The sequence below is a fragment of the Jiangella alba genome, assembly GCF_900106035.1.
GTDB classification, from domain to species: Bacteria; Actinomycetota; Actinomycetes; order Jiangellales; family Jiangellaceae; genus Jiangella; species Jiangella alba.
Genome location: NZ_FNUC01000002.1, coordinates 50,368 through 64,690, shown reverse-complemented (window position 1 = coordinate 64,690; position 14,323 = coordinate 50,368). Strand labels below are relative to the sequence as shown.

General features: G+C 73.6%; 12 protein-coding genes and 1 pseudogene. 5 read left to right on the top strand and 8 right to left on the bottom strand.

Going from position 1 to position 14,323, the window contains the following annotated elements:
• The first annotated feature begins 16 nt into the window (after positions 1-16).
• Positions 17-1,595, top strand: a pseudogene (locus BLV02_RS38175) (alkaline phosphatase D family protein).
• Complete coding sequence (locus tag BLV02_RS01720) at positions 1,588-3,165, top strand: beta-N-acetylhexosaminidase (protein ID WP_069113850.1); 1,578 nt, start codon at positions 1,588-1,590, stop codon at positions 3,163-3,165. Before BLV02_RS38175 ends, BLV02_RS01720 begins: the two are co-directional and overlap by 8 nt.
• Here the strand turns inward: BLV02_RS01720 and BLV02_RS01715 are convergent.
• Positions 3,153-3,803 carry an alpha/beta hydrolase gene (locus BLV02_RS01715; protein ID WP_069113851.1) on the bottom strand — a complete coding sequence of 217 codons (651 nt, stop codon included), beginning with the start codon at positions 3,801-3,803 and terminating at the stop codon, positions 3,153-3,155. The two genes, BLV02_RS01720 and BLV02_RS01715, sit on opposite strands and share 13 nt — an antisense overlap.
• Entirely contained in the window at positions 3,796-6,165 is a 2,370-nt protein-coding gene (locus BLV02_RS01710) for an FtsK/SpoIIIE family DNA translocase (RefSeq protein WP_069113852.1), read from the bottom strand. The genes BLV02_RS01715 and BLV02_RS01710 overlap by 8 nt, the downstream gene beginning before the upstream one ends.
• Positions 6,166-7,198: 1,033 nt before the next feature.
• Between BLV02_RS01710 and BLV02_RS01705 the strand changes: the two genes are divergently transcribed.
• Genes BLV02_RS01705 through BLV02_RS01695 form a run of 3 tightly spaced genes read left to right on the top strand, consistent with a single transcriptional unit; the run spans position 7,199 to position 8,369 of the window.
• On the top strand, positions 7,199-7,561 hold the full coding sequence (locus BLV02_RS01705; protein ID WP_069113853.1) for a VOC family protein: 363 nt from the start codon (positions 7,199-7,201) through the stop codon (positions 7,559-7,561).
• Positions 7,562-7,575: 14 nt separating this feature from the next.
• On the top strand, positions 7,576-7,923 hold the full coding sequence (locus BLV02_RS01700) for an ArsR/SmtB family transcription factor (RefSeq protein WP_069113854.1): 348 nt from the start codon (positions 7,576-7,578) through the stop codon (positions 7,921-7,923).
• On the top strand, positions 7,920-8,369 hold the full coding sequence (locus tag BLV02_RS01695; protein ID WP_069113855.1) for an SRPBCC family protein: 450 nt from the start codon (positions 7,920-7,922) through the stop codon (positions 8,367-8,369). Before BLV02_RS01700 ends, BLV02_RS01695 begins: the two co-directional genes overlap by 4 nt.
• On the opposite strand, the gene BLV02_RS01690 is transcribed toward BLV02_RS01695, so the two are convergent.
• From BLV02_RS01690 to BLV02_RS01665, 6 genes are read right to left on the bottom strand one after another with little or no spacing between them, the layout of a single operon-like run.
• Positions 8,344-10,032: a ribonuclease J gene (locus BLV02_RS01690; RefSeq protein WP_069113856.1), complete on the bottom strand. Its 1,689-nt coding sequence runs from the start codon at positions 10,030-10,032 to the stop codon at positions 8,344-8,346. The genes BLV02_RS01695 and BLV02_RS01690 overlap by 26 nt on opposite strands.
• Positions 10,029-10,961, bottom strand: coding sequence for a 4-hydroxy-tetrahydrodipicolinate synthase (gene dapA / locus BLV02_RS01685; protein ID WP_069113857.1), 933 nt, complete (start codon positions 10,959-10,961; stop codon positions 10,029-10,031). Before dapA ends, BLV02_RS01690 begins: the two co-directional genes overlap by 4 nt.
• A gap of 42 nt (positions 10,962-11,003) precedes the next feature.
• Positions 11,004-12,125, bottom strand: a complete 1,122-nt coding sequence (locus BLV02_RS01680; RefSeq protein WP_069113858.1) for a PrsW family intramembrane metalloprotease — start codon at positions 12,123-12,125, stop codon at positions 11,004-11,006.
• On the bottom strand, positions 12,122-12,763 hold the full coding sequence (locus tag BLV02_RS01675) for an HAD-IA family hydrolase (protein ID WP_176986512.1): 642 nt from the start codon (positions 12,761-12,763) through the stop codon (positions 12,122-12,124). Before BLV02_RS01675 ends, BLV02_RS01680 begins: the two co-directional genes overlap by 4 nt.
• Before the next feature lie 30 nt (positions 12,764-12,793).
• A complete protein-coding gene (locus tag BLV02_RS01670) occupies positions 12,794-13,555 on the bottom strand; it encodes an ABC transporter permease (protein ID WP_069113860.1) in 762 nt (253 codons plus the stop codon).
• Positions 13,552-14,253 carry an ABC transporter ATP-binding protein gene (locus BLV02_RS01665; protein WP_069113861.1) on the bottom strand — a complete coding sequence of 234 codons (702 nt, stop codon included), beginning with the start codon at positions 14,251-14,253 and terminating at the stop codon, positions 13,552-13,554. Before BLV02_RS01665 ends, BLV02_RS01670 begins: the two co-directional genes overlap by 4 nt.
• Positions 14,254-14,323 lie beyond the last annotated feature (70 nt).

Genomic DNA, 14,323 nt, shown 5'->3' with positions numbered 1-14,323 from the left:
CGACGACAGGAGACCCATGTCCGAACGCGCGCGTCACCCTGCCCTCAGCCGGCGCCGGTTCCTCGGCTACTGCGGCGCCGGAACCGCGGCCGTCCTGCTCGGCACCGGGTGGTGGGACACCATCGCCTACGCGGCGCCGCGGCTCTACGCGAACCCGTTCACGCTCGGCGTGGCCTCCGGCGACCCGGCGCCGGACGGCGTCGTGCTCTGGACCCGGCTCGCGGTCGAGCCGTTCGCGCCGGACGGCCTGGGCGGCATGCCGCCCGCGACCTACCCCGTCCAGTACCAGGTGGCGGCCGACGAACGCTTCGCCGACGTGGTGAAGGCCGGCACCGTGTTCGCCTCGCCCGAGCTGGGGTACTCGGTGCACCCGGAGGTGCACGGACTGCAGCCGGGCCGCGAGTACTGGTACCGGTTCCGCGTCCGCGACCAGCTCTCCCCCACCGGGCGCACCCGGACCGCGCCGGCGCCGGGCACGATGCCGGACTCGCTCTCGTTCGGCGTCGCGTCCTGCCAGAGCTACCACGCCGGCCACTACACCGCCTACCAGCACCTGGCGACCGAGGACCTGGACCTGGTGGTGCACCTCGGCGACTACATCTACGAGGAGTCCTACGGGTTCACCACGGACCACGACGGCAACCCGCTGCCGGACTACATGCTCGACGAGTGCGCCGACCTCACCGCCTACCGGCTGCAGTACGCGCTGTACAAGTCCGACCCGCAGCTGCAGGCCGCGCATGCCCTGTGCCCGTGGATCCACACCTTCGACGACCATGAGGTCGAGGACGGGTGGCAGGCCGGCGCGTCCAAGCCCGACACCGAACCGGACCAGGACCCCGCCGTCTTCCGGCAGCGCAAGGCGGCCCGCGTTCCAGGCGATGTACGAGAACCTGCCGCTGCGGCACACGCAGACCCCGGCCGGCCCGGACATCCGCATCCACCGCCGTCTCGGCTATGGCGAGCTCGCCGACATCACCATGCTGGACTCGCGGCAGTACCGGTCCGCGCGTGACGGCCGGCTGGACCCCGACGCCACCATGCTCGGCGGCACGCAGGCCGACTGGCTCGTCGACGGCTTCTCGTCGTCCAGCGCACGCTGGCAGATCATCGGCAACCAGGTCCCCATGGCGCAGCTCGACCGCAACCCCGACGAGAACGTCGACCATTGGTTCGCGGACTCCTGGGACGCCTACGTCGCCGAGCGCGAGCGCGTGCTCTCCGAGGCCCACCAGCGCGGCGCCGAGAACCTCGTCGTCGTCACCGGCGACCGGCACAGCAACTACGTCATGGACCTCAAGGCCGACTACGACGACCCCGAGTCGCCGGTGGTCGGCGCCGAGTTCGTCGGCACCTCGATCAGCAGCAACCGCGACGGCGCGGACATGCTGCCGGTGGGTGAGGACTACCTGCGGGCCAACCCGCACCTGAAGTTCTGCAACTTCCAGCGCGGCTACCTGCGGGTCACGGTCACCCCGGACCAACTCGTCAACGACTTCCGGGTCGTGCCGTACATTTCGCAGCCAGGCGCGCCGATCAGCACCCGCGCGACCTTCGTCGTGGAGAACGGACAACCAGGAGCCGACCATGCCTGACCACCCTGTGCCCGCCCTCGTCCCGCTGCCCCTGGTCCACGAGCCGCGCGCCGGGACGCTCACCCTCGACCACGACACCGCCATCGGCGCGGACGGTGACGCCCGCCGGGCCGCCTGGCTGCTGCACGACGTCCTGACCGGCGCCGGGGTCCGCGCGCCGGTCGTGCCGGCCGCCGACCCCGCCGCGACGATCGTCCTGCGCCTCGGCGACACCGTGCGCGACAGCCCGGAGGGCTACCGGCTGACGATCACGCCCGAGCGGGTCACGATCGACGGCGGCACCGCCGCGGCGCTGGCGCGCGCCGTCCAGACGTTCCGCCAGCTGCTGCCGCCCGCGGCGCTGCGCCGCGCCCCCGTCGCCGCCGGACCCGTCGAGGTCGCGTGCGCCGACATCGAGGACGCGCCCCGGTTCGAGTGGCGCGGCGTGCACCTCGACGTCGCGCGGCACTTCCAGCCGGTCGCGTTCGTGCTCAAGCTGATCGACCTCGCGGCGCTCCACCGCCTCAACGTCGTGCACCTGCACCTCACCGACGACCAGGGCTGGCGGGTCGAGATCCCGGCGCACCCGCGGCTCACCGAGGCCGGCTCGTGGCGCACCGAGACCGTCATCGGCCGCACGGACGACTTCGACGGCACCCCGCACGGCGGCTTCTACACGCTCGACGACCTGCGCGAGATCGTCGCCTACGCCGACGCGCGCGCCGTCACCGTCGTCCCGGAGATCGACCTGCCCGGCCACGTGCAGTCGGTGCTGGCCGCATACCCGGAGCTGGGCAACACCGGGCAGCCGGTGCAGGTGCGGCGCACGTGGGGCATCTCGGACAACGTGCTGGCGCCGACGGACGAGGCCCTGGCGTTCGCCCGCGACGTCCTCGACACCGTGCTGGACGTGTTCCCCGGACCGTGGGTGCACCTCGGCGGCGACGAGGTCCCGCGGACGGAGTGGAGGGCGAGCCCCGCGGCCGCCGCCCGCGCCGCCGAGCTGGGGCTGGCCTCCGTCGACGAGCTGCAGAGCTGGTTCCTGCGCCGCCTGCACGAGCACGTGACGACGCGGGGCCGGCGGGTCGTCGGCTGGGACGAGGTCGTCGACGACGGCGGCATGCCGGCCGACACCGTCGTCATGGGCTGGCGCGGCAGCGACTACGGCGTCAAGGCGATGGCGGCCGGTCACGACGTCGTCATGTGCTCCAAGGAGGTGGCGTACTTCGACTACCACCAGTCCGACGGCGCGGACGAGCCGCTGGCCATCGGCGGCCTGATCACCGTCGAGGACGTCGCCGCCTGGGAGCCCGAGACCGGCGACGGGCCGGGCCGGCTGATCGGCGTGCAGGGCCAGCACTGGACCGAGTACCTGCCGACGCCGTCCGCCGTCGAGTACGCGGCGTTCCCGCGGCTCAGCGCGCTGGCCGAGGTCGCCTGGACGGCGCCGGAGCGCCGCGACGCCGCCGGGCTGCTGCGGCGGCTGCCCGCGCACCTGGAGCGGCTCGACGCGCTGGGGGTGGACTACCGGCCGCTGGACGGCCCGCGCCCGTGGCAGCGCGGCGGCACCGGCCGCCGTCAGCGGGCCTGATCGGGGGCGGCGAGGCCCGTGCGGGCCAGCACGAACCGGGCCACCTCGCGGTGCCAGACCGACGGGTGGCGCAGCATCGCGTGCCGGTCGCCGGCCACCGGGACGTACCGGCAGGACGCGGCCACGCCGGCCAGCGCGGCCGCCAGCGCCGCCGTCGCGCGCGGGTCGGTCGTGGTGTCGGCGCTGCCGTGCATGAGCAGGACGTGCTTGCCGGCCAGCAGCGACGGCGGCTCGGACGGGGTCAGCCACGGCGCCAGCGCGGCCACCGCGACGACGCCGGGCTGCTCCCCCGCCACGCGCACGGCGGACCGTCCGCCCATGGAGTAGCCGACCAGCGCCACCGGCACGTCCGGGTCGCGCGCCGCCACCGCGGCCAGCGCGGCCCGGACGTCGTCCAGCGGCGACTCGTCGGCGCCGTTCCAGCCGCGGACCGCGTACCGCAGCCGCCACACCGTCAGCCCCCGGGGCCCGCCGGCCCGCCGCAGCGCCCGCGCGAACGGCCGCAGCCGCAGCACGGACGGCTGCCGCGGCCGGACCGGCTCGCGGCTCTCCGACCGGCCGCCGTGCAGCAGCAGGACGGCCGCGCGGACGTCGCCGCGCGGCCGGTCCTCGGTCAGGACGTACCCGGGCTCAGTCACCGCGCAGGGCGTCCAGCACCTCGTCGAGGTCGTCGGGCTTGATCAGCACGTCGCGCGCCTTCGACCCCTCGGACGGGCCGACGATGCCGCGGCTCTCCATCAGGTCCATCAGCCGGCCGGCCTTCGCGAACCCGACTCGGAGCTTGCGCTGCAGCATCGACGTCGAGCCGAACTGCGTGTTGACGACCAGCTCGGCGGCCTGGCAGAGCAGGTCGAGGTCGTCGCCGATGTCCTCGTCGACCTCACGCTTGGCCGCCTGCGGCGCCGTGACGTCCTCGCGGTAGCTCGGCTCCAGCTGCTCCTTGCAGTGGCCGACGACCGACGCGATCTCGGTCTCGGTGACCCAGGCGCCCTGGACGCGGATGGGCTTGCTCGCGCCCATCGGCAGGAACAGGCCGTCACCCTGGCCGACCAGCTTCTCGGCGCCCGGCTGGTCGAGGATGACGCGGGAGTCGGCCAGCGACGACGTCGCGAACGCCAGCCGCGACGGCACGTTCGCCTTGATGAGACCCGTGACGACGTCGACCGACGGCCGCTGCGTCGCCAGCACCAGGTGGATGCCGGCCGCCCGGGCCAGCTGCGTGATGCGGACGACGGAGTCCTCGACGTCGCGCGGGGCGACCATCATGAGGTCGGCCAGCTCGTCGACGATGACCAGCAGGTACGGGTACGGCGTCAGCACCCGCTCGCTGCCCTCGGGCGCCTTCACCTTGCCCGCGCGGACCGCCTTGTTGAAGTCGTCGACGTGCCGGAAGCCGAAGTTGGCGAGGTCGTCGTAGCGCATGTCCATCTCGCGCACGACCCACTGCAGCGCCTCGGCCGCCTTCTTCGGGCTGGTGATGATCGGCGTGATCAGGTGCGGGATGCCCTCGTACGCCGACAGCTCCACCCGCTTGGGGTCGACCATGATCAGCCGCACCTCGTCTGGCGTCGCGCGCATCAGGATCGACGTGATCATCGAGTTGATGAAGCTCGACTTACCGGAGCCGGTGGCGCCCGCCACCAGCAGGTGCGGCATCTTCGCCAGGTTCGTGACGACGAAGCCGCCCTCGACGTCCTTGCCCAGGCCGGCGATCATCGGGTGGTGGTCCTTGCGGGCCACCGGCGAGCGCATGACGTCGCCGAGGCTGACGATCTCCTTGTCGGTGTTGGGGATCTCGATGCCGATGGCCGACTTGCCCGGGATCGGCGACAGGATGCGGACGTCGGCGGAGGCGACCGCGTAGGCGATGTTCTTCGACAGCGCCGTGACGCGCTCGACCTTCACCGCCGTGCCCAGCTCGACCTCGTACCGCGTCACCGTCGGGCCGCGGGTGTAGCCGGTGACGACGGCGTCGATGTTGAACTGGTCGAACACGCCCATCAGGGAGTCGACGACCTGGTCGGACGCGGCCGACTTGGCCTTGTGCGGGCTGCCCTGGCGCAGGAGGTCGCTGTTGGGCAGCGTGTACGTGATGTCGCCGGACAGCGCCAGCTGCTCGACCCGCTGCGGGATCGGGGTGTGCGGCGGCGGCTCGGCCGGCTCGTCGGCGCCCTTCTTCTTCCGCTTGCGCAGCTCGCGGTCGACGACCGCCGGCTCCGTCGGGGTGTCGTCCTCGGCGCCGAGACCGGCCAGCTCGGCGGTGTCGTCGTCGGCGTCGGGCTCGGGTTCGGCCTTGCGCCGGCGCTTCGGCTTCTCGCGCAGCACCGGCGAGTCGTACGGCTCGTCGTCGCTGGGCGCGAGGCGCCGCCCCCGGGCGTCGGCCTCCTCGCCGTCGGCGACCGGGGGCCGGAAGCCCAGCCAGCCGCCCACGACCAGCGCGGCGGCCCGCAGCTGCGCCGTCACCTCGTACAGCGGGATGCCGGTGATGACCAGCACGCCGAACAGCGTCAGCAGGCCCAGCAGCGGGCCCGCCACGTACACCGTCAGCAGGTCGGCCAGGATGGTCGAGGAGACGTAGCCGATGGCGCCGCCGGCCCGCTCCATCGCCACCTGCCCGTCGACCGGGCGCGGCATGCCGCCGGCGATGTGCGCGAGGCCGAGCGTGCCCAGCGCGAGACACACCCAGCCGATGACCTGGCGGCCGCCCGGGCCGTTGCGGTCGGGGTGGCGCAGCGTGCGCCAGGCCGCCATGGCCAGCAGCACCGGCGCGACGTACGCGCCCGTGCCGATGGCGCCCGCGATGCCCTGGTACACGGCCTCGTAGATCTTGCCGTCCAGCGTCCACCACACCGACGCGGCGACGATGAACGCCGTCCCGATGAGGAACAGCCCGACGCCGTCGCGCCGCTGGTCGGCCTCGAGGCTCGTCGCCGTCCGTCCCACACTGCGGGCCACGCCGCCGACGACGTGTGCGATGCCCATCCAGATGCCGACGAACATCCGGCCGATGCCGCCGAAGAACTGCGCGGCGAGACTCGGCTCCGGAGGTGGCGGCGGTGGGGGCGGCTCAGGTGCGCGACGCTTCCGGCCGCGAGCCGGGGTACGCCGCTTGGGGGTACCCGACGAGCTTCGCGACCGTGCCGTGGCTGTTCGGGTCGCCATGGAGATCACACTACATCCGACACAGGCGCATCTTCAGTCACACGAGCCCCGGCGCGTCGGGTGAAATGTCCGTTGTTGCAGGTGGGGTGGGGATCGAGGAACGTTCGCGACGGCGCACTGTGCACAGGTCGACCCGCTGACCGATCGGCCGACCGCCTGGCCGGCCGGCTGGTTGGCTGGCTCGCCGGCTGGTCGACTGGCTGGCTGGTCAGCTCGGCTCCTGGTCAACCGGCCGACCGACCGACCGTCTGACTGGCTGGCCACCTCGCATTCTGCCGACCAGTCCGCCAACCGCAGGGCCGACTGCTGGCCGGCGGACTGGCTGGCTGGTCAGCTCGGCTCCTGGCCGACTGCTGACCGGCGGACTGGCTGGCTGGTCAGCTCGGCCCCTGGTCGACGGCCGACCGACTGCCGGGCCGCTTGACCGGCCGGCTGGCCAGCTCGCCTGCTGGATGCGCCGGCCCCGTTGGCACGCTTGCCGAGTGCGCCACTGCGCCGCGGCTCGCCGCTGTGCGGTGCGCCGTGGTGCCACGGTGCGCCACCTTGCTCCAGTTCGCCGTCCCCCTGCTGCCCATTCTCTTAGCCGTGGCACCGCGCCTCAAGCGGAGCCGAACGGCGCTTCGCGCGAGCGAAGCACCGCTTGACCCGCGGCACCGCGGCCTAAGAACGGGCAGCTATCAGGGGGACGGGGAAGAACCGGGCACAGCCCGCGCTGGCACACCGTCCGCCACCCCTGCCGTCCTACCGTCCACCGTTCCCCAACCCAACGCTCCATGATCATCAACCTTCTGGGCTGCTATGACGTCGCAAAAGGTTGATGATCATGGACGTTGGGTTGACGCGTAGGAAAATTCCTACCTATGCTCACCACATGAGCCTGACGCAGATCCAGACGCTGACCATGTTCGTCGACGACCAGGAGCGGGCCAGGGAGTTCTATGCCGACGTGCTCGGGTTCGAGGTGCGCACCGACCTCGCCATGGGCGACAACCGCTGGCTGGAGGTCGCCCCGCCCGGGGCGGCGACGGCGATCGTGCTGCACCGGCCGTTCCCGGGCGCAGCGGCGGGGACGTCGGCCGGCACCATCCTGGCGTCGTCCGATCTCGATGCCGACGTCGAGCGGCTGCGGGCCGCCGGGGTGAGCGTCGACGGGCCGAACGAGCTGCCGTGGGGCCGCCAGGCCACGTTCGCAGACCCCGACGGCAACGGCTACGTCCTGTCGGCCGCCGGGTGAGGTAGAACGGGGCCATGCCGCAACGGGGCAAGACGTCGCCGGAGGACCGGTTGTTCGGTGCGCTGGCCAACCCGACCCGCCGCGACATCCTCGATCTCCTGCTCGACGGCGAGCAGACGGTCCAGGACATCGCCGACCGGTTCGACATGGCCCGCCCCAGCGTCTCCGAGCACCTGCGCGTGCTCCGCGACACCGACCTCGTGCGCGAGGAGCAGCGCGGCCGGCACCGCTACTACACCGTCCACGCGGGCCCGCTCGTCGGCGTCCGCGACTGGCTGACGCCGTACGAGCGGTACTGGCGGGCCCGGCTCACCGACCTCGGCGACGTGCTGGACGACCTCGCCGGCGAGGACCGCCCATGACCACCGAGATCGAGCTGGACCAGTTCTACCCGCACCCGCCGGAGTTGGTCTGGCGCGCCCTGACGACGCCGGAGCTGCTGGCCCGCTGGCTGATGCGCCCGGACGGGTTCGAGCCGCGGGTCGGCGCCCGGTTCACGATGGCGGCGAAGCCGATCGAGGCGGTCGGCTTCTCCGGCACGGTCGCCTGCGAGGTGCTCGAGGCGGTCGAGCCGGAGCTGCTCAGCTTCAGCTGGGACGACGCCGCGGCGGACGGGCCGCGCGGCTGGGTGGTCCGCTTCGAGCTGCGCCGGGAGGGCCGCGGCACCCGGGTGCTGTTCACCCACCGCGGCTTCGACCCCCGCTCCCCCGCCGACCAGCTGTCGCGCACGATCATGGGCAACGGCTGGCGCCGCATCCTCGCCGCGCTGGGCGAGGCGGCGGCTACGACTCGACGACCACCGGGATGATCATCGGACGGCGCCGCAGCCGGCCGCCGACCCAGCGGCCGATGGTGCGGCGCACCGTCTGCTGCAGCTGGTAGGTGTCGGCGTTGCCGCCCTCGGCCGCCTTCTCCAGCGCCGCCACCAGCTCGGGCCGGATGTCGTCGAAGACGCTGTCGTCCTCGGCGAACCCGCGGGCGTGGATCTCGGGCCCGCCGGTGACCTTCCCGGTGACGGAGTCGACGACCACGACGACGGAGATGAAGCCCTCTTCGCCGAGGATGCGGCGGTCCTTCAGCGACGCCTCGGCGACGCCGCCGACGTTGGAGCCGTCAACGTAGACGTAGCCGCACGGCACCGCGCCGACGACGCGCGCGACGCCGTCGAGGAGGTCGACGACGACGCCGTCCTCGGCCAGCGCGACCCGCTCGCGCGGCACCCCGGAGGCGACGGCGATGTCGGCGTTGGCGAACAGGTGCCGGGTCTCGCCGTGGATCGGCATGACGTTGCGCGGCTTGACCAGGTTGTACGCGAACAGCAGCTCGCCGGCGGAGGCGTGGCCGGACGTGTGCACCTTGGCGTTGCCCTTGTGCACGACGGTGGCGCCCTCGCGGGTGAGCCCGTTGATGACCCGGGACACGGCGTTCTCGTTGCCCGGGATCAGCGACGACGCCAGCACGACGACGTCGCCGGGCTCGATGCGGATGGCCGGGTGGTCGCGGTTGGCGATGCGCGACAGCGCCGCCATCGGCTCGCCCTGCGAGCCGGTCGACATCAGCACGACCTTGTCGGGCGGGAGGTCGTCGATCGACTTGAGGTCGACGAGGGTGCCGCCGGGGACGGTGAGGTAGCCGAGGTCGCGGGCGATGCCCATGTTGCGCACCATGGACCGGCCGACGAAGGCGACCTTGCGGCCGTGCGCGACGGCGACGTCGAGGACCTGCTGCACGCGGTGGACGTGGCTGGCGAAGGACGCGACGACGACGCGGCGCGGCGCGCGGGTGAAGACGCCGTCGAGGACGTCGGCGATGTCGCGCTCGTGCGGTGTGAAGCCGGGCACCTCGGCGTTGGTGGAGTCGGTCATGAACAGGTCGACGCCGGCGTCGCCGAGCCGGGCGAACCCGTTGAGGTCGGTGAGCCGGCCGTCCAGCGGCAGCTGGTCCATCTTGAAGTCGCCGGTGTGCAGCACGACGCCGGCCGGGGTGCGGATGGACAGCGCCAGCGCGTCGGGGATGGAGTGGTTGACGGCCAGGAACTCGACCTCGAACGGGCCGAACCGCTCCGACTGCCCCTCCTTGACCTGCAGCTGGTAGGCGTCGATGCGGTGCTCCCGGAGCTTCGCCTCGATCAGCGCGAGGGTCAGCCGGGAGCCGACGACGGGGATGTCCTGCTTCTCGCGCAGCAGGAACGGGACGGCGCCGATGTGGTCCTCGTGCCCGTGCGTCAGCAGGATCGCCTCGACGTCGTCGAGGCGGTCCCGGATGTACTCGAAGTCGGGGAGGATGAGGTCGACGCCGGGCTGGTTGTCCTCGGGGAACAGCACGCCGCAGTCGACGATCAGCAGCCGGCCGCCGTACTCGAACACGGTCATGTTGCGGCCGACCTCGCCGAGCCCGCCGAGCGGGACGACGCGCAGCGCGGCGGGGTCGAGGGACGGCGGCGAGGGGAGTTCCGGGTGCGGATGGCTCATGCGAGCCCCGCCTCGGCGAGGTCGGCGCGCAGTTGCGCGACCTGCTCGTCGGTGGCGGGGATGAGGGGCGAGCGCACCGTGCGGTTGCGGATGACGCCACGCAGCTCGACGGCGGCCTTGGCCATGGTGGCCCCCTGGCCGGAGCCCATGATGCCGCGCACGGCCGGGATGAGCCGGCGGTGCAGTTGCAGCGCGCGCACGAGGTCGCCGGAGTCGAGCGCGCGCACCATGTGGGCGTACTCGGCCGCCGCGACGTGGCCGACGACGCTGACCATGCCGACGGCGCCGTGCGTGAGCAGGGCGAGGTTGAGGGCGTCGTCGCCGGAGTAGTAGGCCAGCCCGGTGCGGGCCATGACCTCGGACGACGCGAAGACGTCGCCCTTGGCGTCCTTGACGGCGACGATGCGGTCGTGCTCGGCCAGCCGGACCAGCGTCTCGGTGGCGATGGGCACGCCGGTGCGGACCGGGATGTCGTAGAGCATGACCGGCAGGTCGGTGGCCGACGCGACGGCGACGAAGTGCTGGTACAGCGCCTCCTGCGGCGGGCGGCTGTAGTACGGCGAGACGACCAGCAGGCCCTGGGCGCCGGCCTTCTGCGCGGCCTGGGCCAGCTCGCTGGTGTGCCGGGTGTCGTAGGTGCCGACGCCGGCGACGACGCGGGCGCGGGAGCCGACGGCCTCGACGACGGCGCGCAGGACGAGGTCCTTCTCGGCGTCGGAGGTGGTGGGGCTCTCGCCCGTGGTGCCGGCGACGACGAGGCCGTCGGCGCCGTCGGCGACGAGCTTCTCCGCCAGGGCGGACGTCCCCTCGAGGTCGAGGCCGCCGTCGTCGAGGAACGGGGTGACCATGGCGACCGACACGCGGCCGAAGGGTGCGGCCCCCGGCGCGCCGGACGTGGCGGCGGCGAGGGTGAAGAGCTCGTCAGGCATGAATGAAGGCTACCGTGATCCGGGCCCGCGGGCCGACTCGCCTCACCGTCCGGCGCTGGTCAGCGCGACGGCCCGGGCGCGGGTCTCGCCGACGAAGGCCAGCACCTCGGCCAGCCGGGGGTCGTCGCGATCGTCGCCGCGGGCGTGCCGCGGCCGGTTGACGAGGAACGCCAGCTCGGTGACGGCGACCTGGTAGGCGCGCACGGCGCCGGCGGCGTCGCGGCCGTACTGCGACTTCATCGCCGCGGTCCAGCGACGCCGGCTGCGCATGGTCGACAGCAGGTCGACCTCGTACCACGGGATCCACCCGGCCTGCACGAACTCGCCCAGCCGGGCGGCGACGACGCGCTGCTCGCGGCGGCGCTGCCAGAGCGCGATGCTGAGCATCGCGGCGAACACCGGCACCATGACCACGACGTAGACGGCGATGAAGCCCTGGCCGTCGTCCCACAGCGCCGAGGCGTTCCACAGCGCGTGCAGCCCGGCCGCCAGCAGGTACCCGACGATCGGCAGCAGCACCCGCGCGGCGACCGAGCGCCGTCCCGCGGCGAGTCCGACGGCGATGCCGATGAAGACGGTGAACAGCGGGTGCGCGAACGGCGAGAAGATGCCGCGCACCACGAACACGCTGTACCCGTCGATGGACGCGGTGTCGAAGGCCCGGCCCAGGTAGAGGATGTTCTCGACGAACGCGAACCCGGCCGCGACCAGCCCCGCGTAGACGATGCCGTCGACCAGCCCGTCCAGCTCGTGGCGCTGCCGCCACAGCAGGCCGACCAGGAAGGCGCCCTTCAGCGCCTCCTCGGCGAACGGCGCCGACACCACCGACGACGTGTACTCGCCGTACGTGACCGCGACCAACGAGTTCACCAGCAGCGCGCCGAGCGTCGCGACGCCGGCACCCCACAGGAACGCCGCCAGCATGGTCCGTCCGGGCTCGGGCTCCCAGCGGTCCAGCCACAGGAACGCGCCGACGACCACGACCACCGGCAGCAGCGCGAACAGCGTGGCGGTGGCGATGGTGGACGGCGCGAGGTCGCCGACCGCGAGCCCGAGCACGACGACGGCGCAGCCGGCCGCCGCGACCAGGCCGAGAATGGGCCAGAGGACGCGGCGGCGCTGCTGCCGGCTCCACGGCTGGTGCGATGCGAGTGCGGTGGTCACGGGGCTGTGACGTCGACGAGCAGCGGGCCGGTTCCGTCGATCCTGACCTCGGCCGGGCTGCCGGCGACGAGATCGGCCTCCAGTTGCCGCGCCTCGTGCGTGGACACGATCCCGACGACGGCCATGCCGGCCGCCCGGGCCGCGGCGATACCGCTGGGCGCGTCCTCGACGACGACGCAGCGGCCGGGCTCGATGCCCAGCCGCTGCGCACCCAGCAGGTACGGCTCCGGATGTGGTTTGCCGCGCAGCACGTCGTCGGCGGTGACGACGACGCCGGGCGGCGTCAGCCCGGCGGCGCGCATGCGGGCGGCGGCGATGACGGCGCTGCCGGACGTGACGACGGCGCGGCGGCCGGCCGGGATGGAGGCCAGCAGCTCGGCCGCGCCGGGCATGGGCCGGACCGTGACGGCGTCCTCGATCTCCATCTCGTCGATGCGGGCCAGCGCGGCGCTGACCATGGGCCCCGGCAGGAGGTCGGCGACGATGTCGGCGGTGGTGCGGCCGTGCGCGTCGGCCAGCCGGGCCGGGTCGACGTCGTACTGACGGCACCAGCGCAGCCAGCAGCGCGCGATGGAGTCGGTCGAGTCGACCAGCGTCCCGTCGAGGTCGAGCAGGATCGCATCGGCTTTCAGCACCACCACGGCAGCGTACCGGGCGCGCGGCCCGGGTCAGGCGTCCCGGCGGTGCTGCACGGCGGCCGCGACGGCCAGCAGCGCGACCGTCCAGGCGGCCATGACCAGCCCGCCGGGCAGCGGGGCGAGCGCGTCGTCGATCGCGATCCGGTCGTCGCCGGCGAGCATCCGCATGCCGGCGAGGTCCGGCAGGTACAGCGCGAGCGGCGTCACCTGGTACAGCAGGAACGCCAGCGACACGACGGTCCCGTTCGCCACCAGCACGATCAGCGGGACGACGGTGCTGCGGGTCAGCGTGGTGATGCCGAGCGCGATGAGCGCGATGAGCACCGCGTAGACGGCGACGCCGAGCCAGCGCCCGGGCTCGGTCTCCCCCGGTCCGCCGCCGGCCGCCCGCGCGGCGACGAACGCTCCCGGCATCGCGACGGCGGAGGCCGCCAGGACCAGCCCCGTCACGACGGCCGACTTCGCCGCCAGCACGACGGCGCGGCGCGGCATGACGGCGAACGTGACGGCGACCGGCCGGCCGGCGCTGTACTCGCTGCCGGCGGTGACGACGCCGAGGACGATCGCGCCGATGGTGAGCAGCGGCGACGCGGCCAGCGCGGCCTCGGCGGCGGAGTCGGTGGCGTCCTGGCTCGCGTTGAGGGCGGCCAGCGCGAGCGGCCCGGCGACCGCGACGGCGAGCGCGATCAGCGTGGCGGGCAGCGTCAGCGCCTTGCGCCACTCGGCCGCGACGGCGTCGGCCAGCAGGCGCGTGACCGGGACGGTGCGGGCGGCGGCGTCCAGCGCGGTCATCGCGCACCGTCCGTGAGGGCGAAGAAGGCGTCCTCCAGCGACGGGTACCCGGCGGTGACCCGGTCCAGCGGGCCGGCCGCCACGACCCGTCCGCCGGCGATCACCACGAGGTCGTCGGCCAGCGAGGCGACCTCGCCCATCAGGTGGCTGGACAGCAGCACGGTCCCGCCGTCGTCGGCGAACGAGCGCAGCAGTCCGCGGATCCACCGGATCCCCTCCGGGTCCAGCCCGTTGACCGGCTCGTCCAGCACCAGCGCCGACGGCGTGCCGAGCAGCGCGGCGGCCAGCCCGAGCCGCTGGCCCATGCCGAGCGACAACCGCCCGGCCCGCACCCGCGCCGCGTCCGCCAGCCCGACCTGCTCCAGCACCTCGCCGACCCGCCGGCGCGGTATCCCGTTGCTGCGCGCCACCCACGCCAGGTGCTGCCGCGCCGGCCGCGACCGGTGCGCCCCGGACCCGTCCAGCACCGACCCCACCACCCGCAGCGGCCGCCGCAGCGCCGCGTACGGGCGCCCGTCCACCAGCGCCGTCCCGGACGTCGGCCGGTCCAGGCCGAGCAGGATCCGCAGGGTCGAGGACTTGCCCGCGCCGTTCGGGCCGAGGAAGGCGGTGACGCGGCCCGGCTCGGCCCGGAACGTCACGCCGGCGAGGACGTCGCGCGAGCCGCGCCGTTTCACCACATCGTCGAAAGTGAGCATGCGCCCATGTCAGCCCAGCGCGGGCGCGTTGTCATCGGGCCACGGTCGCTCGGACCGTGGTCCGATGCCG

What these genes read in the sequence shown, in the direction of transcription:
- BLV02_RS01720 (WP_069113850.1), top strand. Translation starts at nt 1,588, where the DNA reads ATGCCTGACCACCCTGTGCCCGCCCTCGTCCCGCTGCCCCTGGTCCAC.
- BLV02_RS01710 (WP_069113852.1), bottom strand. Translation starts at nt 6,165, where the DNA reads ATGTTCGTCGGCATCTGGATGGGCATCGCACACGTCGTCGGCGGCGTG.
- BLV02_RS01705 (WP_069113853.1), top strand. Translation starts at nt 7,199, where the DNA reads ATGAGCCTGACGCAGATCCAGACGCTGACCATGTTCGTCGACGACCAG.
- BLV02_RS01700 (WP_069113854.1), top strand. Translation starts at nt 7,576, where the DNA reads ATGCCGCAACGGGGCAAGACGTCGCCGGAGGACCGGTTGTTCGGTGCG.
- BLV02_RS01695 (WP_069113855.1), top strand. Translation starts at nt 7,920, where the DNA reads ATGACCACCGAGATCGAGCTGGACCAGTTCTACCCGCACCCGCCGGAG.
- BLV02_RS01690 (WP_069113856.1), bottom strand. Translation starts at nt 10,032, where the DNA reads ATGAGCCATCCGCACCCGGAACTCCCCTCGCCGCCGTCCCTCGACCCC.
- dapA (WP_069113857.1), bottom strand. Translation starts at nt 10,961, where the DNA reads ATGCCTGACGAGCTCTTCACCCTCGCCGCCGCCACGTCCGGCGCGCCG.
- BLV02_RS01670 (WP_069113860.1), bottom strand. Translation starts at nt 13,555, where the DNA reads ATGACCGCGCTGGACGCCGCCGCCCGCACCGTCCCGGTCACGCGCCTG.
- BLV02_RS01665 (WP_069113861.1), bottom strand. Translation starts at nt 14,253, where the DNA reads ATGCTCACTTTCGACGATGTGGTGAAACGGCGCGGCTCGCGCGACGTC.